The sequence below is a fragment of the Microbacterium amylolyticum genome, from assembly GCF_011046975.1.
GTDB lineage: Bacteria > Actinomycetota > Actinomycetes > Actinomycetales > Microbacteriaceae > Microbacterium > Microbacterium amylolyticum.
The window spans coordinates 1,409,642-1,436,119 of the sequence record NZ_CP049253.1 but is presented as its reverse complement, the minus strand read 5'-3'; the positions used below and the strand labels follow the sequence as shown (position 1 = coordinate 1,436,119).

The following is a 26,478-nucleotide window of genomic DNA, read 5'->3' as shown; positions in this document are numbered from 1 at the left end:
CTAGGCGTTGGCGTCGACCTTGGCGAGGGCGGCGATGATGCGATCGACGGACTCATCGGGCGTGAGCGTGTGGTCGATCGTCACATCGGGATCGATCGGGAGCTGATACGGGTCGCTGATGCCGGTGAACTGGTCGATCTGCCCCGCGCGCGCCTTAGCGTAGAGGCCCTTGCGGTCGCGCTCCTCGCACACCTCGAGGGGGGTGGCCACGTGCACCAGCAGGAATCGGCCGTGCTGTTCGGCGCGGTCACGCATCTCGGTGCGCATCACCTCGTACGGGGCGATCGGCGCGCACACGGCAATCCCGCCATGCTGTGCGACCAGCGCGGCGACCCAGCCGATGCGCCGCACGTTAGCCAGCCGATCCTCGCGCGAGAAGCCGAGGCCGGCGGTCAGCATCTGCCGCACCTCGTCGCCGTCGAGCAGGGTGGCGATGCGTTCGTCCGTTTCTGCGAGCCGCTGGACCAGCAGCTTGGCGATCGTGGACTTCCCGGAGCCGGAGAGGCCCGTGAGCAGCAGAACGCGGCCGGGGGAGACGGGTAGGGGCGTTTCCCACACCGTGATGGTGTCGGCGACGATCTGCTCGGCCCACTCGGCAGCGTTGCGGGGAGGCTCGGGCAGGACGATCGCGCGTCGCTCTGCCGCTGCGACGGCCGTGACCGCCGCGGCCAGGTGGCGGGAATTGCCGCGATCGATGACGATGACGGGGCCGGGATGCGATGCCCACCCGGCGTCGCCCGGGGCAGGAACGGTTCCCGTGATGAGCACCGCCTGAGGCAGGCGGGGGAACCCGTGTGAGACGCGCAGTTCGCGCTGGTCGAGATGACCCAGCGGGCGGCGGGGGGTCAGCGTGCCGTCGATGATCACCTCCGGCTCGGGCGCCGGCGCCACTCCCGTGCCCAGCTGCGCCGGTGTGATGCAGACGGCGGCGCTGATGCGCACGCGCTCGGCGCTGAGGGAGGCGATGTCGGTGCCCTCCTCATCGCGCAGCACGAGGGTGTCGCCCTCGTGGGCGTCGAGGCCGGGGCGGGTCAGGCGGGCCGTCCGCGTTGGGCTCGCCAGGGCAAGCTCGATGTGGCGCAGTTCGGCGGCGCTGAGGGTGATGTGCACGTCGGTCACGTGACCCAGAGTGCCCCGCGGCGCGCGAAAAATCCAACTCTGCGGTGCACCGGAACAACGGGCCCGTTGTGACGTGACTTCACAGTGCGTAACGCCGCGTCAGATGGATGCGGTGGGGGCGATGCCTGCGCGGTAGAGTCACGGCGGCGCCCTCCGAAACACGGGGAAGGGGCCGGGGCCTAGAGGATGTGAACGTGAGCCACGCGCAGTCGACACCGCTCGTCGGTCAGGCAGATGCCGCCGACGCCGGTATTGCGCGTTCGCTCGCGGTTGCCGCGGCCACGCGACTTCTCGAGGTGCGTCGGGACAACCCGCACCTTCGAAGCCAAGCGCTCAAGGACTTCGCCGATCGTGCGGCGCAGGACGCGATCGCCACGCGGCTGGCTCAGCTGGTTCCTTCGGACGCCGTGCTCAGTGAAGAGGCGCCGGACAGCGATCGCCGTCTCGGCGCTGATCGTGTGTGGATCATCGATCCGCTGGACGGCACGCGCGAGTTCGGTGAGGGCCGCGACGACTGGGCCGTGCACATCGCGCTCATCGTTCGAGGCCAGCTGGCCCTCGGCGCTGTTGCCCTGGGCGGGCCGGAGGATGTTCTCGTCTCGTCCGAGGTGGCGCCCGCGCCCCGCACGCCGGGTCCGATCCGCATTGCCGTCAGCCGTAGCCGCCCGCCCGCGGTGGTGCAGAGCATTGCCGCAGCGCTCGGCGCCGAGCTGGTGCCGATGGGATCGGCCGGCGTCAAAATTTGCGCCGTTGTGCGCGGCCAGGCCGATGCCTATGTTCACGCCGGCGGGCAGTACGAGTGGGACAGCGCTGCTCCCGTTGCTGTTGCGCGCGCCGCGGGGCTGTTCACCTCCCGCCTCGACGGCTCAGATCTTGTCTACAACCAGCCCGACCCCTACCTTCCCGACCTCGTGGTCTGTCGTCCGGATGTCCGGGACGATGTGACGGCCGCGATCCGCGCCGCGCTGGCGGAGTGAAAGGAACCGGATTGTCCACTGACACTCACTATTCGATCTCGCAGCTGAGGCAGCTCGAGGCCGAGTCGATCCACATCATCCGCGAGGTGGTGGCTCAGCTCGAGAAGCCGGCGCTGATGTTCTCGGGCGGCAAGGACTCCCTCGTCATGCTGCACCTGGCGATGAAGGCGTTCGCGCCGGCGCGGCTGCCGTTCCCGGTTGTGCACATCGACACGGGGCACAACTTCCCCGAGATCCTCGATTTCCGCGACAGCTACGTCGAAAAGCACGGGCTGCGTCTGATCGTGGCGTCGGTGCAGGAAGCGATCGACAAGGGTCTTGTGCGCGAAGAAGCGAACGGATCGCGCAACCGCATCCAGACGCCCGTGTTGCTGGACGCCGTGGAAAAGCACGGCTTTAACGCGATGCTCGGCGGCGCTCGCCGCGATGAGGAGAAGGCCCGCGCCAAGGAGCGGGTGTTCTCGTTCCGCGATGAGTTCGGGCAGTGGGATCCGAAGAACCAGCGCCCCGAGATCTGGAGCCTGTACAACGGCCGCGTGAACCCCGGTGAGTCGATCCGCGTGTTCCCGCTGTCGAACTGGACCGAGCTCGACATCTGGCAGTACATCAAGGAAGACGGCGTCGAGATCCCGTCGATCTACTTCGCCTCCGAGCGTCAAACGTTCGTGCGTGGCGGCATGGTGTTCGAGGCGAACGAGTTCTGCCAGCCGAAGGACGACGAAGAGGTGTCGACGCGCCTTGTGCGGTACCGCACGGTGGGCGATGCGACGCTGACGGCTGCCGTGGAGTCGGACGCTGTCGACATCGACAAGGTGATCGAAGAGGTTGCCGCAACGCGGATCACCGAGCGCGGCGCCACTCGTGGTGACGACAAGGTCAGCGAGGCCGCGATGGAAGACCGGAAGAAGCAGGGGTACTTCTAAACCATGGACATGCTGCGATTTGCGACCGCGGGTTCGGTCGACGACGGCAAGAGCACGCTCATCGGCCGGTTGCTGTTTGATTCGAAGTCGATCTTCGAAGACCAGCTGCTCAGCGTTGAGGAGACCTCGAAGAGCCGCGGGAACGAGTACGTCGATCTGTCGCTTCTGACGGACGGTCTGCGCTCAGAGCGTGAGCAGGGCATCACGATCGATGTTGCCTACCGCTATTTCGCCACGCCCAAGCGGAAGTTCATCATCGCCGACACCCCTGGCCATGCGCAGTACACGCGCAACATGGTCACGGGGGCGTCAACGGCTGATCTGGCGATCGTGCTGGTGGATGCGCGTAAGGGCGTTCTGGAGCAGTCGCGTCGTCACGCCACGATCGCGTCGCTGCTGCGCGTTCCGCACGTGGTGCTGGCCGTGAACAAGATGGACCTTGTCGACTATGACGAGACGGTGTTCGACGAGATTCGCGCGGAGTTCCTCGACTTCTGCTCGAAGCTGAACATCACCGACATCACGGCGATTCCCATTTCGGCGCTCAACGGCGACAACGTCGTCACGCGCAGCGAGAACACCCCCTGGTACGAGGGCTCGTCGCTGCTGCACCACCTCGAGAACGTGTACATCGGCGCAGACCGCAACCTGCAGGATGTGCGTTTCCCGGTGCAGTACGTGATCCGCCCGCAGCAGAAGGACGTGATCGACTACCGCGGGTACGCCGGCCAGGTGGCCAGCGGTGTCATCAAGGTGGGCGATGAGATCATCGTGCTGCCGTCGGGGCTGACCTCGCGCGTGAAGGCGATAGATACGGCTGACGGCCCGCTGCAGGAGGCGTTCCCTCCCATGAGCGTGACGATTCGCCTGGAAGACGAGATCGATGTTTCGCGCGGTGATGTGATTGCGCGGCCGGGTAACCAGCCGAACGTGTCGCAGGACATCGATGCGACGATCTGCTGGATGGACGATCAGCCGCTGATCAAGGGCAAGAAGTACGCCGTTTTGCACACCACCCGCGAGGCGCGGTGCGTTGTGAAGGACGTGCAGTACGAGATCGACGTGAACACCCTGCACCGTTCGCTGGGCGCCGAAAGCCTGGGGCTCAACGCGATCGGCCGCGTGACGCTGCGGATGACGACACCGCTGGTGGCCGATTCCTACGCCACCAACCGCCACACGGGATCGTTTGTGCTGATCGACGAGGCCACCGGTGCCACGGTGGCGGCGGGAACGATCAACGCCGCGGAGTAACGCCAGGTTCTTCACGGGCCCGGGAGCGCATATGCGTTCCCGGGCCCGTTTTGTGTACACGCGGTGTTAATCCGCGGTGCGCTGTGGTTGTGCTCGATTGTGAGGAGCTTTTCGCGAGCGGCACGCTATCGCGGCGCGGCGAGGGTTCTGGGCATTGATGAGGTGAGTATCGAGCTACTCGAGGGGCAGCGCCTGGGGGTTGAGGCACGGAACGGCTTCTTCAACCACCAACCTTTTTCGGTGGCCGTATCGGGCGCGGAGCCCGATTCTGCTTCGTAGCCCGGCGGGCCTGCACCACACGCTGAGCGTCGGCGGCCGCGGGGCCAGCCCACTACAGAGGACCGCCCCCGCGGCGTACGGGCTAGTGTCCGAAGATCATCTTGTAGGCGACTTCGGGGAGGAACTGTCCGGCCGTGGAGCCGAGTCCCACGCCGCAGTCGCCGTCCGACTGCCCGGGGGTCTTGATCCAGAGGAGCATTTCGGCGCCGCCGCCGTACCGGCTGGTCGCGCCGAGCTTTTGACCGGCGGGGTTGCACCAGGGGGTGTTCGCCGCTCCGACGCCGTTCCGGCTGGTATCGATCACGAAGGGCTTCGTGTAGCCGAATCGGCTGCTGAGCTGAGCGTTGATGGCGTTTCCGTACGAGGTGTTGCTCGCTGTGCTGATGAAGTTCGAGATGTTCAGCGAGAAGCCGCGAGCGTTCTGCACTCCGGACGAGTGAAGGCGTTCTGCCATGGCGGCGGCGCTGATCCACCCGGGGTTCCCCGCGTCTAGGTACGTCCATGTGTTGGGTGCCTGGGTGTTCAGCTGATTGATGGCGTTTCGGAGTAGGGCCTGCCGCTCGCTCACCTGCGCTGAACTGAGGCAGTTGAAGTCGCCCAGGGCATCCGGTTCGAGGATGACAACGGCGGGCCGCTGCGCGATTCCGCCGGCGAACGCGGCGATCCATGAGTTGTAGGCGCTTGCCGTTCCGGCGCCACCGCCCGAGTGCCCACCGCACGCGTCGCGACCGGAAATGTTGTAGGCGACCATGATCGGCAATTTCCCGCTATGGGAGGCGGCTCCGGCGTATGAACCGGTGGCCGTGCCGATCGGTCCGCTCCAGTTCCCGAACCAGCGCGCCATGGGCTGTTGTGCGATCGACTGGCGGATGGCTGCTGATCTGCCGTCCTGGGGATTGGCGTTGGCCCATTCCGCCGGTCCTGAATTGGGATCGACGTAGAACCCGGACGTGAGGTCGGGGGGATTCGCTGCGGACGCCGCTGGTGCGGCGCCAAAGGCGGTCAACGTGAGGGCCAGGGTCGTTGCTGCGATCCGGATCCATGGTCGCGAAAGCAGGCGCATGTCGTTACTCCAGTCTCTGAAGCCTCGGGGGCTGCCGTAGCCCGCGAGGTTCCCCTGCGGAGGGGCACTCCGGTGACACACGAGCGTCCCATCTTTGGGAGCGGTGCCAGTTTTTTCCGGGAGCGATTCCGGACAGTTTTGCGTGAATGCCCCCGGGAGTCAAGGGAGTTTTTCTGGATGGAATCGTTCGTCGAAGTGAGTACCGTGGATGACACTGGAAGCGCTCCCGGCTTGTCAGAGCGTGAGCGCGATGGTACTTTCATGCCACCCAATGATCGTGAGGCGCACCCCTGCTCAGCGTGGGAGCGCTCCCAAATAGCTTGGAGTCCACTTGCTACCCCATGACCGTAGAGCCCGAGCGCGCGCCGTTCGGATAGGTGCTCTCACAACCTCAGTTCTTGTGCTGAGTTCGATGGCGACGATGCCGTCGGCACTCGCTGATTCTCACGATGCCGTGGGAATCATTCATGACTTCAGCGACGGCGATGCCGCTGGATGGCACGCTTACGCAAACGCCGGTTCGGTCTCCACATCGACCGACACCGAGGAATTCTGCGCCACCGCCTCGGGCGGAGAAAACCCCTGGGACATCGCCGCGCAGCTGGATGACGTTCTTTTCGAACGCGGCGCAACGTACGCCGTCTCCTTTGACGTTCACGCCTCGGCGCCCGTCACCGTTCCCTTCCAGGGCGGTGCCGGCTACCCCGCCGTGTTTATGCAGTCAGTCACGGTGGATGGCACGGCAACGCCGCAGCATGTTCAGTTCACATTCGCGCCCGACGACTGGGCGACGGTGGCGGACAACCCGGAATCGCCGTTGGACGATTCGTGGACAGAGGCAACAGGCCCCATCAGCTTCCAGCTGGGCGCACAGGCCGAGACGTACACGCTGTGCTTCGACAACTTCCGCCTGCAGAAGGAGCAGTCGGACGAGGGCGAGGACGAAGACGTGAACGTCGGCAACCCTGCCGAGCAGGTCGTGGGCGGCGACTTCGAAGACGGAGAGCTTGCCCCGTTCTACGCCGCGGGAACCGGCGTGGACGCCGGAGTGGAAAACGGCGTGATGTGCGCGCGGTTGGACGGCGGAACGTCCCAACGCTGGGACCAGATGATCGGTTTCAACGGAATCGTTCTCGAGCCTGATGTGACGTACACGCTGTCGTTCGACGCGAGTTCCTCCACCGGGCGGCCCGTTCGCGTCGTCATCGGCGAAGACGCTCCTCCCCACACCGTGCTGTTCGAACAGAGTCCGACGCTGTCGGAGGAGATGGAGAACTACAGCTACACCTTCACCCCCGAGGTCGGATTCACGGCAGCGGATGGCGAAGGCCTCGGAAGCGGCGAGCTTTCCTTCCAGGTGGGAGGGGCGCCCGAGGACTGGACGTTCTGCCTGGACAACGTCTCGTTCCTCACGGGAACGGAACGCCAAGCGTATGCTCCGGAAACGGGCCCCCGCGTGCGCGTGAACCAGGTCGGGTACCTGCCCGACGGCCCCAAGCGGGCAACGCTCGTCACTGACGAGACGTCTCCCGTTGCGTGGGAACTGGTGAACGAAGAGGGCACGACGGTCTCCGCTGGCGTCACCGAGCCGGCAGGGATCGACGAGACCGCGGGCTTGAACGTTCACGTGCTCGACTTCGGTTCGGTTACCGAACCGGGCACCTACTCGGTCCGCGCCGATGGTGAACAGAGCTACGACTTCGCCATCGCGCCGGACCTGTACCAACAGCTGCGGTACGACGCGATCAACTACTTCTACCCGGCGCGCAGCGGAATCGCCATCGATGGTTCGGTGATGGTCGGTCAGCCTGATGCCGATCAGTACACCCGCGAGGCCGGCCATGTGGGTTCTCCTGGCGACGATTCCGTCAACCAGGGCGACTGGAACGTTCCGTGCCTCACGCCTGAGGCGGAGGGCGAAGACTATTGGATGTACGACGACTGGACGTGCAACTACACGGCTGACGTCGTGGGCGGTTGGTACGATGCCGGCGATCACGGAAAGTACGTCGTCAACGGTGGCATCTCTGTCGCTCAGCTTCTGAGCACGTACGAGCGGACGCTCTACACGCCGACCGGCGCAGACGCGGATCTGGGCGACGGCACCCTCAACATTCCCCGCGACGAGAGCAGCAATGGCGTTCCCGACGTGCTGGATGAGGCGCGCTGGCAGCTCGAGTGGATGATGAAGATGCAGGTTCCGGCCACGGCGGACATGTACCCCGGCATGGTGCACCACAAGATCGCCGACCTGAACTGGACCGGTTTGCCGCTGATGCCTGCCGATGACCCGCAGGAACGCTACCTGCACCGACCGTCGACGGCAGCCACGCTGAACTTTGCGGCCGTTGCTGCTCAGGGATCGCGGTTGTGGGAGAGCTACGACCCGACATTTGCGGCAGAGCTGCTGGCAGCGGGCAAGGTGGCCTGGGAAGCGGCGCATGAAACACCGGATCTCTATGCGCCCGCGCCCAACCACAACCCGAGCGCGGGTAGTGGACCCTACGACGACGACAAGGCCGAGGATGAGTTCTACTGGGCTGCGGCGGAGATGTTCCTGACGACGGGTGATTCTGAGTTCCGGGATTACGTTCTTGCCAGCGACTACAACACGGCTGACATTTGGTCGGCCGGAGGGTTCAACTGGTTCGAAACGGCAGCGCTTGGACGAATCAGCCTCGCGATCGTCGAATCGGATATTCCGGGACGAGCAGACATCCGCCAGTCGGTGGTTGATGCGGCCGAGCGATACCTGGGCTGGCAGTCTGAGCAGCCTTTCGGCACGGCGTACCCCGGGGTTGATGGGAACTACGACTGGGGATCGAACAGCTCGATCCTCAACAACCAGGTTGTCCTCGGAACGGCGTTCGACCTCACCAGCGACCAGCGGTTCGCTGATGGTGTTCTCGAGTCGATGGACTACCTCCTCGGCCGCAACGCGCTGAACAACTCGTACATCACCGGTTACGGTCACCAGTATTCGAAGAACCAGCACAGCCGTTGGTTCGCGAACTCCCTTGAGCCGAGCCTGCCGAACCCTCCTCGGGGATCGGTGTCGGGTGGCCCCAACTCGATGACGGAGACATGGGACCCCGTTATCAAGTCGCTGTACAACGAGGAGCACCCGTGTGCGCCGCAGTTCTGCTACGTCGATGACATCCAGTCGTGGGCGACCAACGAGATCACGGTCAACTGGAACTCGGCGTTGACGTGGGTGGCCTCGTTTGTGGCCGATCAGGCGGCGGTATCTGACCAGCCGTCAGAAGCGCCGGATGATCGACCAGCCGAGCCGGACGATCGACCAGCCGAGCCGGACGATCGGCCAGCGGTGCCGGATGAATCACCGGCTGACGATCCCACACCCGCACCTGAGCCGGACGAGGTTGCGGATGATGCGGATCTCGTCGCAACAGGTTCGGAGCAGATGGGGATCGTGTTCGTGATTCTGGCGTCGCTCGCTCTGGGCGCTGGAGCGTTCGTGCTGACTCTCCGCCGCCGACGGATGTCTGCGGAATGAGCGTGAGCTGACACCGTCCGCGCAGGAAGCGCCGGCCCCTTTCGAATGCCCGAGAGCCCTCACGGTTCTTCGGGTATCCGGAAGGGGCCGGCGCTCTGCGGTGCCCCATCATGATGACAGTAGGCTTCAGATATGCCGGATTCACCCACAGGGCGTCGTCAACCTTCCGGCTCCGCGTCCGATTCTCTTCGCCCGCGTCGCGATGCGCGCAGCATGCCGTCTCTGGAAGAAGTGGCGCACCGTGCCGGAGTGTCTCGTTCGGCTGCTTCGCGAGCGCTGAACAACGCTCCCCACGTCAGCCCGCTGAAGCGCGAGGCGATTCTGAAGGCAGCCGAGGAACTGGGCTACGTTCCCAACGCGACAGCGCGTGCCCTTGCCACGAACAAGGTCGGCTCGGTGGTTCTGGTCGTGCCGAACGAGGAGCCGGGATTCTTCGCCGACCCGTTCTTCTCGCAGATCGTCGTGGGAATCGCCACGGCTCTGGAGAAGTCCGATCTGGTCCTGACGCTCATGTTGGCATCGTCGGGGGAGGGCTCAGACCGCCTGAAACGACTGCTGAGGTCTCGCAGCGCGGATGGTGTGATGGTGTTGGCAACGCGCAAAGATGACCCTCTGAACGACATCATCGAATCAACCGACCTGCCCGTTGTGTTCTGCGGCAGAACGCTGGGCCGAGAGCCGCGGTGGTACGTCGACGCCGATAACCGCGGAGGTGCGCGGCTGGCGGCCGAGCACCTGCTGGGCGCCGGACGCCGGCGTATCGCATCCATCGTTGGCCCCATGGATTCGCAAGCATCGGTGGCCAGGTATCAGGGCTTTGTGGATGCTGTGGCTGCTGTCGGTCTTCCGACGGACTGGATAGAAGAGGCCGACTTCACGTATGACGATGGCGCCCGCGCCATGACGACGTTGCTGGACAGGCACCCCGACCTTGATGCGGTTTTCGTCGGATCAGACAATATGGCTGCGGCAGCGCTTCGCGTTCTGAAGGCACGCGAACGTTCCGTGCCCGACGACGTCATGGTTGTGGGTTTCGACGACTTGGCCGTTGCGCAGCAGGCGGAGCCGTCCCTGACCACGGTGAGTCAACCGATCCGTTCCCTGGGCCATGAGATGGCCCTGATGCTGATGCGTGTGATCGATGGCGAAAGCCCCAGCCCGATCATCCTCCCGACGCACCTGGTCGTGCGCGAATCCGCCCCGAGCGCGGAACGCGGTTAGGTGGTCGAGACCCTCTCACGAGCGGCGCTCGAGCATCGCGGGGTTCTTCGCGAGCGGCGCTCGACCATCCCGGCCCCTCATCGTCACCCCACCAAAACCTCCACCTCACCCGCTTCGAGCGCCTCGGCGAGTGCTCCGGTGGCCTGGGTGACGGTGCGCACAGATCCGCCGAACAGGAACGGTTCGCCCCTCGCGTCGCGGCGGCGCTGTGCGACACGGTCGATGTGTTCGGGATGAATGAGGACGACCTGCAGGTGCGCATCGGGCGGTCGATTGATCTGCACGACGTGGGCGACGTTGCCATTGCGCTGGAGGAGTTGCGGCAGGCGATTCCCGGTCCGACCCTGGTTGTTCACACCCGGTTCTGATCGGTGTCGATCGGTCTGCGCGCGGAACAGTTTGCGCAGGCCATGGATCATGGAAACGCCTCGGCCGCCGCCCGGTACCTGCACGGTGATGCCGTGCGAGAGCAGGACATCGTGCGTGTGCTGCAGGGCCCGTGGCAACCGGCCAGTGAGGTGTTCGCCCAGGGCTTGACGGTGTTGCCGGGCGGGCGGGGCCTTCGCGCAGGAATACCTGGGGCGTGCGCATGGCAAAGCGGAGGCGTGGTGGATTCTCACCTCGGGCGTCGTTCACGTGGGGCTGAAACGCGACATCAGTAAGCCCGATCTGCTCCGCCTGATCGAGAAACAGGACACCGCAGCGCTGCTGGACGTCCTGCACGAGGTTCCCGGGCGCGGTGGAGACGTCGTCTTCGTCCCGCCCGGAACGCTGCATGCGATCGGTCAAGGCATTCTGCTGGTGGAGGCACAGGAGCCCGAAGACCTCTCGATCCTGGTGGAGTGGGAGGGCTTCGATCTGGACGGCTCCCGCCACGGGCACCTGGGTCTCGGATTCGACCGTGCGATCGATGCCATCGACCTGCGCGGTGTGGCGCCCGCCGATGTTTCGGCGCTCGTGCGGCGCAGCGAGCTTCCCGCCCCGGCGGAGGAGTACTTCCGGATGGAACGCGTTGTGTGCCACAGCAGCGCGACGATAGGCATGGGCTTCGCCGTTCTCGTCGTCACGGTGGGTGAGGCCACACTCCGGCCCGCCACCGGTGACCCCCTGCGCGTCACACGCGGATCAACCGTTCTCGCGCCGTTCGCCGCGGGAGACATCGACGTGGACGGAGAAGGGGAGATTCTGGTGGTGCGGCCGCCGAGGGTGGGGTGATACAAGCACTCCTCGTGGTGTTCGCGTGGTTAATGAGCCAGGGATAGACAGCCGCGATCCGTGCACCATGACGATTTTCACGGTGAGTTGGTCCTCCGACTTTCCCAGTCGCGGTCAGGACTAGGGATACCCGGCTATAGAGAAGGGTCGAGCTTTTCGCCCTAGCTCAGCTGAACGGAGCGGGCTGCTCCTGCGCGATGACTACGCCGGAAGCGTCTTCGACGATGATCCAGCCAATGTCTACGGACTCGATCGTGTCTGCTGATAGGAGCGTCGACAGAGCCTGCGCGGCGCGCTGGCCAAGGTCATCACGCATGGGATCGTCGGCGGCAACCTGAAGCGTAATGAACGCCAAATCGCCTTCCGTGCGGACTCCGTTGATGTAGCCACCCCAGAGTGACGGATCATACGCGTACAACTCGGAGAACGACGACTCAATACCCAAGGCGCCCTTGATTGCCTCTTCCAAGTCCGCTGCGCGAGCGTCCTCGTCGACTTCGACAGGGGGCTCTTCGTCGATCGGTTCATCACCTGTCTCGTTCATCGGATCCTGTGTCGGAGCCGGCATCTCTGACGGGGCGACAGTGCCTGCGGATACCGAGGGTACTGGGTCTGCGGACGGGGTGGGCGTACCGCAGGCGGCCAGTGCTAGGGCTAGGAATCCGACAAGCGCGGCCGGGATGATGCGGGTCATGACAAGGGCCTCCAAAGGGCAGGTATACGCATAATCTACGCGGTGTCGGCGGCGCTCAATTTCTGAACACTTCCGGCGTGGTGGGTTCCAGTCATCGTCGCAACACCTCCTCGATCCTGGGAATTGTGTTGTCGTCGTCTCGTCGTGTGAAGAAGGGCCCCGGGGCGTCGCCCGCAGTCGGTCAAGCGTAGAAGGTTCATGGAGCTCCGCGAGAGGGGGTGGAGCATCGCTGCTGCGGCCCGGGAAGTGGGTGTCTCTCGCACCGCCGGCCATAACTGGTCACGCGGTTACAAGACCTACCGCGATGGCACCGTCGCCCGATCCCATGCCGCATGCAGACCAGTGCGGCACTTGTCTGACCCAACCTGCCGTTCGGCAGGGAAACGCGGTCGGGCGATTACGTTGTCGCAGTGCTAGCACGCCACCAAGTGACCGCCCAAGATTTTCCTGGTGGATCTGTCGTGCAGTGACAGCAAGGCGCAAGCCGGGCACGTCTGAAGAGGGCTCTCGGGTCATCTGATGCTGGCGCGAGCATGTGATTGCGGGTCGCATGCAACCAAGCAACTAGGGCATGTCTCATAAAGGTTGAGGTGTACGGGTGAGAGGCTGGGGGGTGTCTCGTTTCCAGCTTCTCTCTGATGATCAGTGGGCGTTGATCGCGCCGTTTCTTCCGTCTCGGACCGGCCGGCAGGGTCGCCCGTTCTCTGACGCACGGAGGATCGTGGAGGGCATCATCTACCGGTACCGGTGCGGGATCGCGTGGCGTGACCTGCCGCGGGAGTTCGGCCCCTGGCAAACGGTGTGGCGATGGCATCGTAATCTCGCGGCCGACGGCACCTGGGACCGGGTTCACCAGACCCTGCTCGCTGCGGCAGACAGGGACGGGAAGATCGGCTGGACGGTGTCGGTGGACTCCTCGATCGCTCGCGCGCATCAGCACGCGACCAACCTCACGCGCCTCACAGGGGGCTGGATCGAATTACAAGAATCCGGCCGTCGAGCCGGCTGATCACGCGATCGGCCGCTCCCGCGGCGGGCTGTCGACGAAGATCCACCAGCTTGTCGATGACCACGGTTTGCCGCTGGTGATCGCGGTCGCATCTGGCCAGTCTGGCGACGCGCCCGCGTTGTTGCCGCTGCTGTCCGGGCTTCGCGTCACGCGCCCGGTCGGGCGCCCCCGCACCCGTCCTGACGCGGTCCGTGGTGACAAGGCGTATTCCTCACGAGCGATCCGCAGTCACCTGCGTGACCGCGGCATCCGCGCCGTGATCCCGCAACCGCGCGACCAGCAGGCGCACCGGAAACGACGCGGGTCGCGCGGAGGGCGACCGCCCGGGTTCGACGCCATCGACTACAAGTGGGCCGCCCCCTTCATTCGGTCCGGACGCTCTGTGAGTCGTCGGTTTCCATTTGATGGGTGCACTGCCGAGCGTACTCGACTGGGGTAGGTAGCCGAGCGAGGAGTGCCGGCGGTGATGGTTGTACTCGTCCTTCCAGCCGCCGATCACGACCTGCGCGTGCAGCAGCGAGTAGTAGCTGTTGATGCCCAGGCACTCGTCGCGGAGCCGGCTGTTGAACGACTCGACGTATCCGTTGCGCCACGGCGATCCTGGTGGGATGTAGGACAGGCCGGTGCGGGTGCCTGCCCAGTCGGCCATCGCTTCGCTGATGAACTCCGGCCCGTTGTCCGACCTGAGCACCGCCGGGGCGCCGAGGGAGCGCCGCGGGCGGCGACGAGATCCTCGAGATGCGCGGTGAGCCGGGCGGCGGTGATCGACCGCTCGACAAGCCCGCCGATGCATTCCCGGGTGTGTTCGTCGACGATCGAGCAGATCTTGATCGGTCGGCCGTGCTCGTCGGCGTCGAACTGGAAGCCCACCGCCCACACCACGTTCGGCGCGTCCGCTGTCGGCGGGTCGACGGTCGAGGACCCGACGCGTTTGCGTCGACGCCGCTGCGGGACCCGGAGCCCTTCGTCACGCCAGAGGCGTTGGATCTTCTTGTGGTTCACCACCCACCCCTCGGCGCGCGCGTCGTGATACGCCCGCCGGTACCCGTAGCGGGGATGGCTCTTCGCCCAGACGCGCAGCCAGTCCCGCAACGCCCGGTCCGGGTCTGCGGTCGTGTCGCCCTTGAGCGGCCGCCGGTACGCGGAGCGACTCAGCCCGACCAGACGGCACGCCATCCGTTCACTCACCTGCAGTGTCCTGATCAGGTGAGCGACGGCGGCGCGGCGCCTGCCCGGGCCTAGAAGTTTCCCTCAGCCAGCTCCTTGAGCGCGGCCTTCTCCAGTTCCGCCTCGGCGAGCAGCCGCTTGAGCGTCGCGTTCTGCTTCTCGAGCTCCTTCAGGCGCTTCGCGTCGTCGGCTTTAAGGCCGCCGGACTGGTTCCGCCACCGGTAGTACGTCTGCTCGGAGACCCCGAGCTCCCGGCACACCGCCGCGACATCCGCGCCATCGGCGAGCATCCGGTCGGCCTGCCCGAGCTTGCGGATGACCTGTTCCGGGGTGTGACGCTTCCTGCTGTTCGACATGATCTGACCAGTCTCCCTGCCCGAACCCTCGGGCAACAGGACGACTCTCAGAACCACCGGACCTACGAAACGGGGTCAGCCCACCCCGTTCTGACGGAACGCCCCTGAAGAACGCGAGCTTGCAGGGTCCGTCCGGTCGCCACGCGCCCGCCGCATCTCCTGGTATAGGAACGAGCCTGCACTCGCGCTCAGTGACACCCTGCCGCATCCAGGTCTAGCGGGACGTCGTCTTCCAGCATTGGCGTGTGGGCGAGATTGATCGGACCATACTCTTGGCCTTCCCCGCCTGCGAAAATGACTTCGACATCGGTTGACGTCGACGGCTGTTGTTCGATGCGAATGCGCACAGCAGCACGCCCTAGGTCGTTTGTTCCGGCATGCGGGACATACTCTTGACCGTCAACTTTGGCCGAAACGAAGGTGCTACCGACAGGACCATAGAAGACGAGGTCAGTCGCCTTGACGCCCTTTGGATAGTAGCGCTCGGTTGAAATGTAGTGGGGCAAGCCAGAAACGTCGTTCGGATCGAGGTTGTAGTTGTACGTGGCTGTTGTTGTGAAGGTCGGAACGTCGTCCTCAGACACCGTGCACACGTCGCTCGCTATCGCTACTGACATGTCGGTGTAGTAGTCGAGCTTTCCCTCGGTCGTGTCGTTGATGAATACGCCAAGCAGGGTTTCAGCGCGGTTGGTTGATCGGTACAGCGGGCCCTGGAGCTTCGAACCCTTGATGGCCTTGTTTTCGCTCGCGTCAGTCGAGGCGTAGTACAGGCGACCCTCGCTGTAGGCCTTGACGATCGGCGACGCAAGGTCTGAGAACACTCCGTCAATTGAAGTCAGTTTCGCGAAGATCGAACCAGCGGCGAGGCCAAAGAACTCGTCCTGCAACTGCATCGACTCCATCGTGTCTCCGGGAAAACGGAAGTACACATCGTTCATGAGGATGCGTGCTGCGTTTTCCTCGGTCAGCACGACGTCTCCGCCGAGATCGATGGGGCCTGTAGCCTCGATGAAGTATCCCAGTGCGACAGGGTCGATCGAAAGTACCGCGTGTCCCGGATCGCCTAAGGTTTCCTCCCAAAACGCCCGAGCGAGATGCGCTGTTTGCGCGAAGTCGGGCGTCATGGTGATGTCTTGAAGCCACTTTCCGACGCGGTCGGTGTAAAGCTCTTCGGTCCAAGGGTTCAGCGGGACGATGCTCTCATCGCGGCCGGTGTTGACGTCGAACCGACCGGCTTCCTCTGTGACGTCCATTCGACCTTCGTCGAACGTAAGCCGGAGCATCACCGCCGGGTTCCCGCCGAGCGAACGAGCTTCGGCTGTGTTCTGTACAAGCACGAGATAATTGCGCGGCTCGTCCGCACCAATCATTGTCGGAAGATGTGGCCCGAGGACCGCGAACCGCGCGAGCAGATCGGAGACCAAGCTAATGGCATCGACAGCTTGTCCCGCCGGCCCCTGAAGCGGTTCCAAAAGTTTGTCGGTGTCGAGGCCTGCCGCAATCAGTCGGAGGTGAACTTGCTGCGCGGCCGGCCCTACCTCGGCGAGGACGTTTCCGACATCGCGCACGGCGTCGACGTTGAGCACGCCGTCGACAGGCCCGATGCTGGTGAGATCTGCTTGGAGAAGCGGGGCAGCGACATCGCCGACAAGATCGTCGGCAGAAGCGGAAAGGAGGCGTATCGCACGTGTGTTTTCACCAACTACGGGAATGACTTCGGTCGCTCTCCAGAGGGGGTGAGCCGTGGCGAAACGTGCTGCCCGCGTCGAACTTTTCATGCTGTCGACGTGTTCGTCCACAGCATCCGAGTCGCCGATGTCGCTGACGAGTTCTTTCGCTTCGTCGACCACTGACATCAGCGATGTGTAGGCCACGGCAGCGCTAGCTCCAAGGATCGTGGCAAACAAGCCCAGCGCGCCGACGATCGACCAGATGATGGTCTTCATCCGCCGACGTGGCTTGCGACCCGCCGGCGTGGACGGTGTGTCATGAGGTGTGGACATGTGCACTGCTCGCGCTTCTTCCAGTGGTGCTCGCCAGCCAGTCGGCTCGCAGCGGTGGGGCCCGACCAGTTTACGATCCGAGACTGCCGAATCGCGGTTGCGCGAACTCCAAGCTTCCATTGATCGCGTTTTCCGCAGGCTAGCGGGGTAACATGGCATGCGACTATGTCTGACAAACAGCTTCTGGTGGGCGATCCACGCTTCGCCGACGTTTTCGGAACCAGGCCGAAAATTCTCTGGGTCGCCTCATCTGGTGGGCACGTAGCGCAGGCGCATCGTATCGAGCGCCTACTTGGCGTGAACGAGCAATCGATGTGGATTACCTTCGACGTACCGCAGACGCGTTCGTTGCTCGCGGGCCGTCGTGTTGTGCACGTTGACTACGTTGCGCCCCGCGACATGCGCGCTGCCGTCCGTGCGGCCAAGCAGATCCGGCGCACGGCTAAGGCCGAACATTTCGACTTCGTGGTGTCGACGGGGGCCGCTATTGGCTTCTTCGGGCTGCCAATGGTCGCCTTGACTGGAAAAGTCCCGGTGGTTTATATCGAGAGTCTCGCACGCTCACAGGGGCCGAGTCTGACCGGGAAGATTATGCGTGCGGCTCCACGCATCCGCACTTATACGCAGTACCCCTCATGGGAAGGTGGGAGCTGGAGCTACACGGGCACGATCCTTGACAGTTTTGACTCCCGTGCCGCGGAATCCAAGCACGACGTTCGGAAGATCTTCGTCACACTGGGGACCATTCGCCCATACCGTTTCGACCGTCTTGTTGATGCCGTGTTGAAGGTGCTGGAGCCGACCGACGAAGTGACCTGGCAACTGGGTGTGACGGAGCGTTCGGACCTTCCGGGCGCGGTGCACGCGGAACTTCCGGGCGAAGAGATGAACCGGTTGATGGCAGAGTCGGACGTAATCGTCACTCACGCGGGAGTCGGGTCGATTCTTGCGTCGCTCGAGCTCGGGAAATCACCGATCGTCGCCGTGCGTCGGGGAGCGCATAGTGAGCATGTTGACGATCATCAGCAGTTCATCGCGGAGGTCGTTGCCGCTCGCGGTTTGGCGTTGAGCCTGGATCTTGATAACCCGTCGCGCCGGACGTTCGAGACGGCGGCATCAGTCGTTGTGTCGAGCACAGACGCCACCGATCAGGAGGATGATCGTGACCAGTGACGCGATTTTCATTAGTTGGATTCGGCACCACGGACGTAGTGCGGGCCTCGCTGATGCATTGGGGATTGATTCGTTCTATGTGACGGGTGGGAGCGGCCCGGCACCTCTCCGCTATTTGCGAGCCTGGCGCGAGACAGCTCGGATTCTCCGGGATTGCAAGCCGAACAGCGTCGTTGTTATGCAACCGCCCGTGGTTGCGTTGCTGAGCGTCGCAATGTCAGCTCCGCGTTCGACGCAGATTATTGGCGACCTGCACACCGGCGTCTTCACAGACCCGAAATGGAAATGGGCGCTGGGGCTCACGATGCGCATCCTGCGGAAGCGCGGTGCCGCAGTGGTGACGGGCGCGGATCTTGCGCAACGCACTCGTGAATATGGCGTTGAAGCCCTCGAGATGCATGACATGATCACGTCCGTTGCGGTCTCGGACGAGTCGCCCGATGATCCAGGGCTAGTTGACGTGATTAAAAACGATTTCGCGCTCGTACCCTTGGCCTACGCGTTCGATGAACCGGTCGATGAGATTCTTCAGGCTGCACGCGACTATCCAGACGTGACATGGGTTCTCACTGGGCGACCTCCGCATGCGGTGCGTGACGCCGCGCCAGACAACGTTGTGTTCCCGGGCTTCGTGACGAACGAGGACTATGGGCGACTCGTCGCCAATGCCACGGTCATGGTCGCCGTGACGACGCAGGAGAACACGATGCAGCGCGTCGGCTATGAAGCCATAGGCAGCGGAGTTGCCCTGGTGACATCAGGAACGAAGGTCCTCCGGGACTTCTTCGGAGATGCGGCGCTTTATATTGAACCAACTTCCGCTTCCATCGGCGCACAGGTGAACGAAGCGATTGCGGATGCGAAGGCGTTAGCTGCCAGGATTGTGACGAGGAGAGCAAGTATCGTTGCTCAGCAAGCCGCGCAACTGGAGCACCTAGGTGGAGTGATTAGAAAGGACACGTAAAAATGACCGCAGCACTGCAAAGGATTGCGTACCAGCACAGGCGTCTGCGGACAGTTTTCGCGGGTCCACTCGGAGCCTTACTTCCATTGCTGGTGTTGTTGCCTGCCCTCACCGGCTACGGCGCCATCCAGTCTTTGTTCGGCATCGACAACGGTGCGATGCTACAGAAGATATTTGTATTTATATGTGTCGCTGTGGCGGGAATTCTGGTCGGTTTTCGAATCCCACCCTGGCCAGTGCTTGTTCTTTTCGGTGTTTTTGCAACCGCTTTCTTCATAGCATCGTTGTTGGACCTGCGCGATGCAGGGCCAGGTGATCTAGTTCTCATTCGTGGAACTGCGGGTTACGTGTACGCCTGGTGTGTTTTCTTTGTGGATTGGCGTCAAGTGAATGTTCGATCGCGAGCTGTCTCGCTTGCATTTGCGCCAATTATTGCTGTGTTGATCAGTGTACCATTAAGCATTTCTGGTCACACGATCTTCATCATGCATGAATACACTGGAGCACTTCGACTTGCCGCTGGAATGCCGCCGGCGTATCTCGCGTCCCTGGCTCTATTCGGTGTCATCGGCGCAGCCTGGCTGTGGAGCTTGGGTAGTCCTTGGGGGCTTTGGGTTTCGGTAGCGAATGCGGGAATTTGTGCGCTTACCGGAACGCGTGGAGCGACGCTCGCTGCAGGTCTGGTATTCGTCGCAATGTTGATAGTCGCTGTCCTCTATCGCCTACGGCAGTGGCGAGTTGGAATCGGAGTTGGCGTTGTTGGTCTCGTTGCTGGTGCGATGCTTTTTATTCCTCTGTTCATGCAGAGGTCGACTGCTTCCGCACATGGCATTCTGGGCTTCTCCGGCCGAACTGAAGCCTGGTCTTACTTTATGCGTAGATTTCAGGAGCATCCCTGGACTGGGTTTGGACCCGGGGGTGCGACTGTCCTCGCTGAAGAGTCGGGAAATGCAACGATTATGCGATCGTTTGTTTCGCCTCATAGCGCATATGTAAGTTTGCTCGTAGATATTGGTGCGCCGCTATTTATCGTCTTTTTGGCGATGTTTGCATTTCTATTTTGGTTTGCGTTCCGGGGTGTGGCGCACGAATTCCGGGGTATGGTTTGCGTGATAGCCGTTGCGTGTGCATTTTACGGTGCGTTCGACAATCTCCTCAATGCTCCACAGTCTGCGGTGCCACTCGCGCTCGTGCTCGCGATGGCAACGGCGGGTGTGAATCAGGCCAACAGTTCTCACGGTGCCGACGACGGGTCGCGGGTATCCCCTCGCCGGGCTTGGCGTGAGGCGCAGGCCAGAAAGCAGTAGAGACCTTTTCTCTCTTTACCCGAGCGCCACTAGAATGATAGGGCCGTGCATAGTCCATTCGCATTCACCTGTCCGAGATGCGTTTCGCCAGGATAGAGATCCTGGCCGGAGTTTATGGCAGATGATTGCAGTCACGCCGGATTTTTCTCGGACGCGCGGTCGAAGCTCATGGGCGATCAGGCGTTGCCTGGGATCTGCCTTGCCGGACGGGGGTCGCCACCGGATAATCCAGCCGCCCTCCTTTTAGCCTCGATCTTTCGTCGGTCTCTTGAGTGTGGCCGGTTGGGCGTCGGTGCGCCCGCTTGGGCCTGATTCTGGCATGAGGGTGCGACAGAGCGCCGCGTGGCGCTGCGGGGCGGTTCTCCGGGCCCTCGGGTCGTGATGGTCAGCAAGGTCGGCGGTGTCAGCCGCTGGGTGCGGGGAGTGCGCGGATCCGGCGGATCGCTGTGAGGGCGATCTTTGCCCAGCGTGACCGGTTCGAGAGGTGCAGGATCGTGCGCCTCCCGTGGTGGGCGAGGGTCGCGGGGATTGTGAAGAGGCGGTGCCGGAGTCGTTTGGGTTCCCAGCGTCGGGCTTCGTGTCCGGGGTGAGCGAGGAGGCCTGTCCAGGCGGTGATCTCGCTGGCGAGGGCGACGACCTGGGTCCAGATCCGGTTCTGAGCGAATCCGTGGAGGGGGAGGTTGCGGAGGCCTTGGTCTTTCGTGTTGCGGATGCGGTCCTCGCAGCGTGCGCGGCGCCGGTGGCGGAGCTCAAGCTGTTGCAGCTGGCCCCGCTTGCTGTTGGTCGCGAATGCGGTGAGCCGGTAACCGTCGACGTCGTCGAAGCGGAGTTGCGCACCGGGGTGCGGACGTTCCCGCCGGACGATGACCCGCATCCCGGCGGGCCAGCCGGTCATGTCGAGTAGCCCGGTCAGCTCCGCGACGGCGGCCCCGTCACGGACGTCGCCGTCGGCGTCGAGCGCGGCCTCCCAGGCTTTGTGGTCGGTGATGAGTTTGTAGAGCTCGGGGGTATGGAACGGGAGGGTGTAACCGACCGAGTACGACAGGCGCTGTTTCGTCAGCCAGGACAGGAAGTCCTTTGTCCCGCCGGCACCATCGGCGCGGATCAGGACGCTCTTCCCGGGACGCGGGCTCCCGTCCGGGAGCTGCGCGAGCGCCGCCTTCGTGACGGCGATGTGGTCGGCCGCGGTGTTCGAGCCCGCATTCCCCGGGCGGAGCTTCACGGCCAGCATTTCCCCGGAACCTGCGGGGCCGTGGTCGGCGAACGCGATCAGCGGGTGGAACCCGAACCCGCGTTTGAAGGTCGCCGCGGCCTGCTCCTTCTCCGAGTGCGCGGTCAGCAGCGTAGCGTCCAGATCGATCACCAACGGCGCATCCGCGCTGATGCCGGCCTGGGGTGCGTGTCCGCCGGCCAGGGCCCACGCCTGCTCGCGCGCCGCTTGCCGGGCGGTGTCAATCGCGGCGAGCACCCGGTCAGCATCCGCGGCCAACGCGGTGACAGTGCGGGACACCGTCGGATCCGACGCGACCAGCCCGTAAACACCCGGCTCGGCACGAACGGTCGCGATATCAGAGAGCGCGTCACCGCCGAGAGCGAGCGTGACCGCGAGATCAAGCAGTACTTTCGCCGGGTCATGCGTCGACAGCGGCTTCCGCCACGGCCCAAGGCTCTCCGACAGGATCCGGTCCAGGCCCGTCGCGCGGATCGTTTCGGTCAGCAACACCCCGCCCGCATGACCGGCCGCGGACACCGCCGCAGTATCAACATGGGCGCGGGGATAGGCTCCGGTATTCTTCACCTTGAAGGTGCTTCTCGAACTGGACGAACAAGTGCTCTAGACAAGTCTTATTCTTCCAGATCAGGGGCACTTTTCACGTCCAGGACACGAGCTCAGAGCGCTTCAACGATGAAAGCCCGAGGGTAGGCCGAAACGGTCACCGGTTCGTTCCGGATGCCCGCTTATACGCAGCAAGTCAGCTACGACCGATGCTACCGAAAGGGAGCCGACCAAGCACGGGTGGCATCTCAAAAATGTACTTGAACGGACTATTGCGTACGACGCGCTCCAACCCCAGACTTCCTGCAATCGCAATGATCGCAACTCCGAACGGGAAAATTACCGGCATCCAGTCAATCACTTCGAAATTCAACTTCCAAAGCGCCCAAACGACCAGGATAATGATGGGAGTATGTGCAAGATAGATCGGCAGAGTGCTCTGCCCGACTTGGTGAATCATAGGAACTCGTGCAAGTTGCCCGGCGATGGCGATGCCCGCTACGACCCCAAGCACGCTCAGCAGACCAACCCATGGCGAATTGTTCGCAACGCGCCAGACTACGACAGCGAGTACAGCCCAGCTTCCAAACGCAACTGCGCCCCACGGGCCTGCCAGCTGTCCTTGCAAACGGAAGATCTTCTCGCGCAGATATATTCCTACCAGGAAGAAGAAGAAATACTTCGGCGCCCCGGACCAGCCAACGTTTATCACAGGCAAGACCCAGCCAACCACCCCAATCACGGACGCGAGGACTAGCTGAACGGCGATCGGAACTCGGCACATAAGTCTAACTGCGATGAAATACAATACGAGCGCCCAAATGAACCAAAGCTCTCCCGTAGGTCGCACCGGGGCAAGCACAAAAACTCCGATTCGTGATATCAGCGTCCGATCATTTCCTTGCACAGCTTCACCTAATGGAAGAACAAGAGCACCGATAGCAGCCCAGATTAAAAATATCCAGATAAAGAATTGCACTTTCTTGGTGAGTAATGAATGCCACGGCGCGGCCACCCACTTGATTGCAAAAATCCCTGATACTGTGAAGAGAAGCGGCATGCGCATCGAGGTAAATAGGTGCTTCATGTCGTGCCACCAGGGCGCTGTAAGGCCGACTGGCGTGAGCCAGTTAAGCGAATGATCGAGAACGACGAGAACTATCGCAAATGCTCGTGCAGCATCAACCCACGCATACCTAGACGTCGTGATTCTTGTCATAAATTCTCCAGAATCCTAAATATCGCAGTGTCGTTCGCGTGGCGTGCATCGATTATAGGCGATGCATATGTGGCTCTTGGGACATTCGGTAGGGGTCAGGTTGTGAGGCCGCCTGCGGCGAGGAGCATGCGGAGTCGATAGTTGTCTCGGTTGCGGAACCCGCGGGCCAGGCGTCGGTGGAGCTCGATGATGCCGTTGAATCTCCTATGTTTGTCAAGCGGCGAGTTGGGCGCGGGCTGCGGTGGTGAGGTGGCGGTAGATCTCGCGGGCGAGGTATCGCTTCAGGCAGCGACGAATTTCGCGGAGGGTGCGTCCTTCAGCGGTGCGGCGCTCGACGTAGGCGCGAGTTCTTGGGTCCATGCGCATGCGAGTGACGATGGCCATGTGGAGGGCGCGGTTCAGACGGCGGTCACCGCCGCGGTTGATGCGGTGCCGCACGGTGTTGCCCGAGGACGCGGGGATTGGGCTGGCGCCGGCGAGGCTGGCGAACGCAGCCTCGGATCTGATCCGACCCAGATGCGACCAGGACGTCAACGCGACGGCGGCGGTGACCGGGCCGATGCCGGGCTGGTCGAGCAGGCCACCAGCGGGGCTCTGGCGAACAAGGTCTGTGATGCGCTTGGTGATGTCCTTGAGCTCCTTGTCGAGCGCAGCGAACCGTTTGCCGAGCCTGGTGGCCTCGCCACGTGCGGTCGCTGTGGCGAGGGCTTCATGGCGGGCCCGCCATGCGGCAGTTGCGTCGATTTGGGCCTGGGTGAGCGGGCGGCGAGCGTCGATGCCGAGGTCGACGACGCGCAGCAGCGCGGTAAGCGCGTTGATCGTCGCGGTGCGCTCGGTGCTCATGTGGTCGCGAGAGGCGAGCAGCACCTTGACTGCCGCGCGGACCCCATCGTCGGCGCGCGGTTCGCGCAGCTGCGTCTCGTGCAGCGGGAGGGCTGCAGCAGCGATACGGCGTGCATCGAGCGGGTCAGACTTGCCGATCGTGCGGTTCGCGCGGGCGTTCATCCGCGGAGCCTCGACGACCGTGTATCCGTTGTCCGCGGCTACTGCGCGCAGACGAGCACCGTAGGTACCGGTGCCCTCGATCACCCAGAGCACAGTGACGTCACCGCCAGTGCGGCGCCCGGCCCACGACACGGCCCGAGACAGGCCAGCGGCGGTAGCTGGAAACTGGGCCTCATCAACGATCTCGCCGGTCGGGCAAGCGAGAATTGAGACGGCGTGGTTGCGGGCGTGGGTGTCCACGCCGATGACGAACGGACGAGCATGCGCGACGATAGCCATGGCGATCGACGCTCCTCTCCTCGAGACGGACATGGTCACGGTCGCTGAACGGCCGGCGCCGGTCCGGGAAGAGGTCACTTCGGGGCGAATCTGTGATGGGCCACGACCGGAGGGTCGGGCAGTCTCCTGATGAGGTCACCGAGGTGGGCCGGACGGCGCCGGCCGCGCCGCACCGAGCGGACAATTCAACGGGAAGACACCGCAAGCTGCGGGCCAATTGCTTCGAGAGTCACACCCGGTTCGACACGACCGGTATCCATCCTGACCAGCCGATCCCAGATCAGCCAGAGCCAGACTCACAGATCGCCTCGGTGCCGCCGTTGTTCGCGCGCCCGGTCGTGAAGTACGCGAGGAACGCGTCCTTCCAGCGCTTCAACGTCCGTCCCAGCCTCGCGATCTCCGGGATCGGACACGACGAGAATGACGCGACGACCTTCTCGGCGATCCCGAGCCCCGCCGCGAGGTTGTCCGGCTCTTCGCAGTTGAGAGTGTAGGTCGGGGCCGCGCGGCGATCGCCGGATAGGTGTCGAGGTCTTCCAGGATGGAAGTTCCTAAGCTGTCCATCTGAAAGACCTCGACGTTGTTCAACGCTACCTTCGCCGCACCGTGCCTGACCACTTTCTGCCGCCTCGACGAACTCGGCCTTCAAGCCGTCGGCCAACGACTCGAGCCTGAGCGCGCGGTGATCGAGTGCCGCGTCGCCGAGCCGGACCCGTGGTGCCGGAAATGCGGTGCCGAAGGGGTGGTCCGGGACACGGTCGTCCGGCGGCTCGCGCACGCGCCGTTCGGCCACCGGCCCACGACGCTCCTGCTCCGGGTGCGCCGGTTCCGGTGTGATCACTGCCGGCGGACTTGGCGGGAAGACACCACGAGGGCTGCGCCGTCTCGGGCGAAGATCTCCCGCGGTGGACTGGGATGGGCTCTCGCCGGGATCGTCGTCGACCATCTCACCGTGACCCGCGTCGCAGCAGGGCTGGGGGTGTCTTGGCACACCGCGAACAGCGCGGTCCTCGCCGAGGGCCGCCGACGCCTGATCAACAACTCCCACCGGTTCGACGGGGTCCGGGTGATCGGTGCCGACGAGCATGTCTGGCGGCACACAAGGTTCGGCGACAAATACGTCACCGTGATCATCGACCTCACCCCGAACCGCGACAAGATCGGCCCCGCACGCTTGTTGGACATGGTTGAGGGGCGATCGAAGGCCGTGTTCAAGGACTGGCTCGCGGGACGCCCGAAGTCGTGGCGGGACGGGATCGAGGTCGTCGCGATGGACGGGTTCACCGGATTCAAGACCGCCGCCGCCGAAGAGCTCCCGAAAGCGGTCGCGGTGATGGACCCGTTCCATGTCGTCCGCCTCGCCGACGACGCGCTCGACGTCTGCCGGCGGCGCGTCCAGCAGGACCTCCACGGCAGGCGCGGGATGAAGAACGACCCGCTCTACAAAGCCCGCCGCACCCTGCACACCGGTGATGCCCTCCTCACCGAGAAGCAGGTCACGCGAATCCAGGTGCTGTTCGCCGACGAGCAGCATGTCGAGGTCGAAGCGACCTGGGGCATCTACCAGCGCATGATCGCCGCTTACCGGGAACCCGACAAGAAGCTCGGGAAGCAGGCCATGCAGGCGGTCATCGACGCCGTCGCCACCGGCGTCCCGGCCCGCTTGGTCGAACTCCGCAAGCTCGGCCGGACACTGAAGAAGCGGGCCGCCGACATCCTCGCGTTCTTCGACCGCCCCGGGACCAGCAACGGACCGACCGAGGCCATCAACGGCCGCCTCGAGCATCTCCGCGGATCCGCCCTCGGCTTCCGCAACCTCACGAACTACATCGCCAGATCGCTGCTCGAGTCCGGAGGATTCAGACCCCACCTACACTCTGGAATGCGATGAGCCGATAACCCACATAGTCAAAATCACGATCCATCTTTCTCACTTAATGCAATAGCGCAACCTTCG

Annotated in this window: 18 protein-coding genes and 4 pseudogenes; 12 read left to right on the top strand and 10 right to left on the bottom strand. The window is 63.7% G+C overall.

Annotated features, from left to right (window positions below; all coding sequences use genetic code 11):
- Positions 1 to 1,119: an adenylyl-sulfate kinase gene (cysC, locus tag G6N81_RS07055; RefSeq protein ID WP_241244905.1), complete on the bottom strand. Its 1,119-nt coding sequence runs from the start codon at positions 1,117 to 1,119 to the stop codon at positions 1 to 3.
- 194 nt (positions 1,120 to 1,313) lie between these two features.
- On the opposite strand from cysC, the gene G6N81_RS07050 reads away from it, so the two are divergent.
- The 3 genes from G6N81_RS07050 to cysN are packed head-to-tail and all read left to right on the top strand — an operon-like array spanning position 1,314 to position 4,273.
- Positions 1,314 to 2,096, top strand: a complete 783-nt coding sequence (locus tag G6N81_RS07050; protein WP_277602638.1) for a 3'(2'),5'-bisphosphate nucleotidase CysQ — start codon at positions 1,314 to 1,316, stop codon at positions 2,094 to 2,096.
- Between the two features lie 11 nt (positions 2,097 to 2,107).
- On the top strand, positions 2,108 to 3,019 hold the full coding sequence (cysD, locus tag G6N81_RS07045) for a sulfate adenylyltransferase subunit CysD (protein ID WP_165134903.1): 912 nt from the start codon (positions 2,108 to 2,110) through the stop codon (positions 3,017 to 3,019).
- Positions 3,020 to 3,022: 3 nt separating this feature from the next.
- Positions 3,023 to 4,273: a sulfate adenylyltransferase subunit CysN gene (gene cysN / locus G6N81_RS07040; RefSeq protein WP_165134900.1), complete on the top strand. Its 1,251-nt coding sequence runs from the start codon at positions 3,023 to 3,025 to the stop codon at positions 4,271 to 4,273.
- 361 nt (positions 4,274 to 4,634) lie between these two features.
- Here cysN and G6N81_RS07035 read toward each other — a convergent pair whose 3' ends face one another.
- On the bottom strand, positions 4,635 to 5,615 hold the full coding sequence (locus G6N81_RS07035) for a glycoside hydrolase family 6 protein (RefSeq protein WP_165134897.1): 981 nt from the start codon (positions 5,613 to 5,615) through the stop codon (positions 4,635 to 4,637).
- Positions 5,616 to 6,027: 412 nt separating this feature from the next.
- On the opposite strand from G6N81_RS07035, the gene G6N81_RS07030 reads away from it, so the two are divergent.
- Together G6N81_RS07030 and G6N81_RS07025 are read left to right on the top strand one after the other, a co-directional pair.
- Positions 6,028 to 9,132, top strand: a complete 3,105-nt coding sequence (locus G6N81_RS07030; RefSeq protein WP_165134894.1) for a glycoside hydrolase family 9 protein — start codon at positions 6,028 to 6,030, stop codon at positions 9,130 to 9,132.
- Positions 9,133 to 9,264: 132 nt separating this feature from the next.
- Complete coding sequence (locus G6N81_RS07025; RefSeq protein ID WP_241244904.1) at positions 9,265 to 10,353, top strand: LacI family DNA-binding transcriptional regulator; 1,089 nt, start codon at positions 9,265 to 9,267, stop codon at positions 10,351 to 10,353.
- Positions 10,354 to 10,436: 83 nt separating this feature from the next.
- Here G6N81_RS07025 and G6N81_RS07020 read toward each other — a convergent pair whose 3' ends face one another.
- Positions 10,437 to 10,859 carry a hypothetical protein gene (locus G6N81_RS07020; RefSeq protein WP_165134891.1) on the bottom strand — a complete coding sequence of 141 codons (423 nt, stop codon included), beginning with the start codon at positions 10,857 to 10,859 and terminating at the stop codon, positions 10,437 to 10,439.
- Between the two features lie 130 nt (positions 10,860 to 10,989).
- Here G6N81_RS07020 and G6N81_RS07015 point away from each other — a divergent pair, with 130 nt between their 5' ends.
- A complete protein-coding gene (locus G6N81_RS07015) occupies positions 10,990 to 11,568 on the top strand; it encodes a cupin domain-containing protein (protein ID WP_165134888.1) in 579 nt (192 codons plus the stop codon).
- A 166-nt stretch (positions 11,569 to 11,734) separates the two neighbouring features.
- Here the strand turns inward: G6N81_RS07015 and G6N81_RS07010 are convergent, their stop codons facing one another.
- Positions 11,735 to 12,112, bottom strand: a complete 378-nt coding sequence (locus G6N81_RS07010; RefSeq protein WP_165134885.1) for a hypothetical protein — start codon at positions 12,110 to 12,112, stop codon at positions 11,735 to 11,737.
- Between the two features lie 278 nt (positions 12,113 to 12,390).
- Between G6N81_RS07010 and G6N81_RS12960 the strand changes: the two are divergent.
- Positions 12,391 to 12,571: pseudogene (locus tag G6N81_RS12960) on the top strand (helix-turn-helix domain-containing protein); the annotation flags it as partial.
- A gap of 304 nt (positions 12,572 to 12,875) precedes the next feature.
- A pseudogene (locus tag G6N81_RS07005) lies at positions 12,876 to 13,620 on the top strand (IS5 family transposase); the annotation flags it as partial.
- 13 nt (positions 13,621 to 13,633) lie between these two features.
- On the opposite strand, the pseudogene G6N81_RS07000 reads toward G6N81_RS07005, so the two are convergent.
- Positions 13,634 to 14,794, bottom strand: a pseudogene (locus G6N81_RS07000) (IS3 family transposase).
- A 188-nt stretch (positions 14,795 to 14,982) separates the two neighbouring features.
- Positions 14,983 to 16,797 (bottom strand): DUF4012 domain-containing protein, encoded by a 1,815-nt coding sequence (locus tag G6N81_RS06995; RefSeq protein ID WP_165134882.1) that lies wholly within the window; start codon positions 16,795 to 16,797, stop codon positions 14,983 to 14,985.
- Between the two features lie 165 nt (positions 16,798 to 16,962).
- On the opposite strand from G6N81_RS06995, the gene G6N81_RS06990 reads away from it, so the two are divergent.
- The 3 genes from G6N81_RS06990 to G6N81_RS06980 are packed head-to-tail and all read left to right on the top strand — an operon-like array spanning position 16,963 to position 20,241.
- Positions 16,963 to 17,970, top strand: a complete 1,008-nt coding sequence (locus G6N81_RS06990) for a glycosyltransferase (protein ID WP_165134879.1) — start codon at positions 16,963 to 16,965, stop codon at positions 17,968 to 17,970.
- Positions 17,960 to 18,934, top strand: coding sequence for a glycosyltransferase family protein (locus G6N81_RS06985; RefSeq protein ID WP_165134876.1), 975 nt, complete (start codon positions 17,960 to 17,962; stop codon positions 18,932 to 18,934). Before G6N81_RS06990 ends, G6N81_RS06985 begins: the two co-directional genes overlap by 11 nt.
- A 2-nt stretch (positions 18,935 to 18,936) precedes the next feature.
- Positions 18,937 to 20,241: an O-antigen ligase family protein gene (locus tag G6N81_RS06980; RefSeq protein WP_165134873.1), complete on the top strand. Its 1,305-nt coding sequence runs from the start codon at positions 18,937 to 18,939 to the stop codon at positions 20,239 to 20,241.
- 403 nt (positions 20,242 to 20,644) lie between these two features.
- Here the strand turns inward: G6N81_RS06980 and G6N81_RS06975 are convergent, their stop codons facing one another.
- The 4 genes and pseudogenes from G6N81_RS06975 to G6N81_RS06955 all read right to left on the bottom strand — a co-directional run.
- Positions 20,645 to 22,039 carry an IS1380 family transposase gene (locus G6N81_RS06975; protein ID WP_165134858.1) on the bottom strand — a complete coding sequence of 465 codons (1,395 nt, stop codon included), beginning with the start codon at positions 22,037 to 22,039 and terminating at the stop codon, positions 20,645 to 20,647.
- A gap of 175 nt (positions 22,040 to 22,214) precedes the next feature.
- The gene (locus tag G6N81_RS06970) at positions 22,215 to 23,237 is read right to left on the bottom strand and encodes an acyltransferase family protein (protein WP_165134870.1); all 1,023 of its coding nucleotides are present in this window, start codon (positions 23,235 to 23,237) and stop codon (positions 22,215 to 22,217) included.
- Positions 23,238 to 23,450: 213 nt separating this feature from the next.
- The gene (locus G6N81_RS06960; protein WP_165134867.1) at positions 23,451 to 24,521 is read right to left on the bottom strand and encodes an IS110 family RNA-guided transposase; all 1,071 of its coding nucleotides are present in this window, start codon (positions 24,519 to 24,521) and stop codon (positions 23,451 to 23,453) included.
- Positions 24,522 to 24,822: 301 nt separating this feature from the next.
- Positions 24,823 to 24,942, bottom strand: a pseudogene (locus tag G6N81_RS06955) (transposase); the annotation flags it as partial.
- A 159-nt stretch (positions 24,943 to 25,101) separates the two neighbouring features.
- On the opposite strand from G6N81_RS06955, the gene G6N81_RS06950 reads away from it, so the two are divergent.
- On the top strand, positions 25,102 to 26,412 hold the full coding sequence (locus tag G6N81_RS06950) for an ISL3 family transposase (protein ID WP_165134864.1): 1,311 nt from the start codon (positions 25,102 to 25,104) through the stop codon (positions 26,410 to 26,412).
- Positions 26,413 to 26,478: the final 66 nt, after the last annotated feature.

Coding starts and splice junctions, on each gene's coding strand:
- cysN (WP_165134900.1), top strand. CDS start 3,023: ATGGACATGCTGCGATTTGCGACCGCGGGTTCGGTCGACGACGGCAAG.
- G6N81_RS07035 (WP_165134897.1), bottom strand. CDS start 5,615: ATGCGCCTGCTTTCGCGACCATGGATCCGGATCGCAGCAACGACCCTG.
- G6N81_RS07030 (WP_165134894.1), top strand. CDS start 6,028: ATGGCGACGATGCCGTCGGCACTCGCTGATTCTCACGATGCCGTGGGA.
- G6N81_RS07025 (WP_241244904.1), top strand. CDS start 9,265: ATGCCGGATTCACCCACAGGGCGTCGTCAACCTTCCGGCTCCGCGTCC.
- G6N81_RS07010 (WP_165134885.1), bottom strand. CDS start 12,112: ATGAACGAGACAGGTGATGAACCGATCGACGAAGAGCCCCCTGTCGAA.
- G6N81_RS06995 (WP_165134882.1), bottom strand. CDS start 16,797: ATGTCCACACCTCATGACACACCGTCCACGCCGGCGGGTCGCAAGCCA.
- G6N81_RS06990 (WP_165134879.1), top strand. CDS start 16,963: ATGTCTGACAAACAGCTTCTGGTGGGCGATCCACGCTTCGCCGACGTT.
- G6N81_RS06980 (WP_165134873.1), top strand. CDS start 18,937: ATGACCGCAGCACTGCAAAGGATTGCGTACCAGCACAGGCGTCTGCGG.
- G6N81_RS06970 (WP_165134870.1), bottom strand. CDS start 23,237: ATGACAAGAATCACGACGTCTAGGTATGCGTGGGTTGATGCTGCACGA.
- G6N81_RS06960 (WP_165134867.1), bottom strand. CDS start 24,521: ATGGCTATCGTCGCGCATGCTCGTCCGTTCGTCATCGGCGTGGACACC.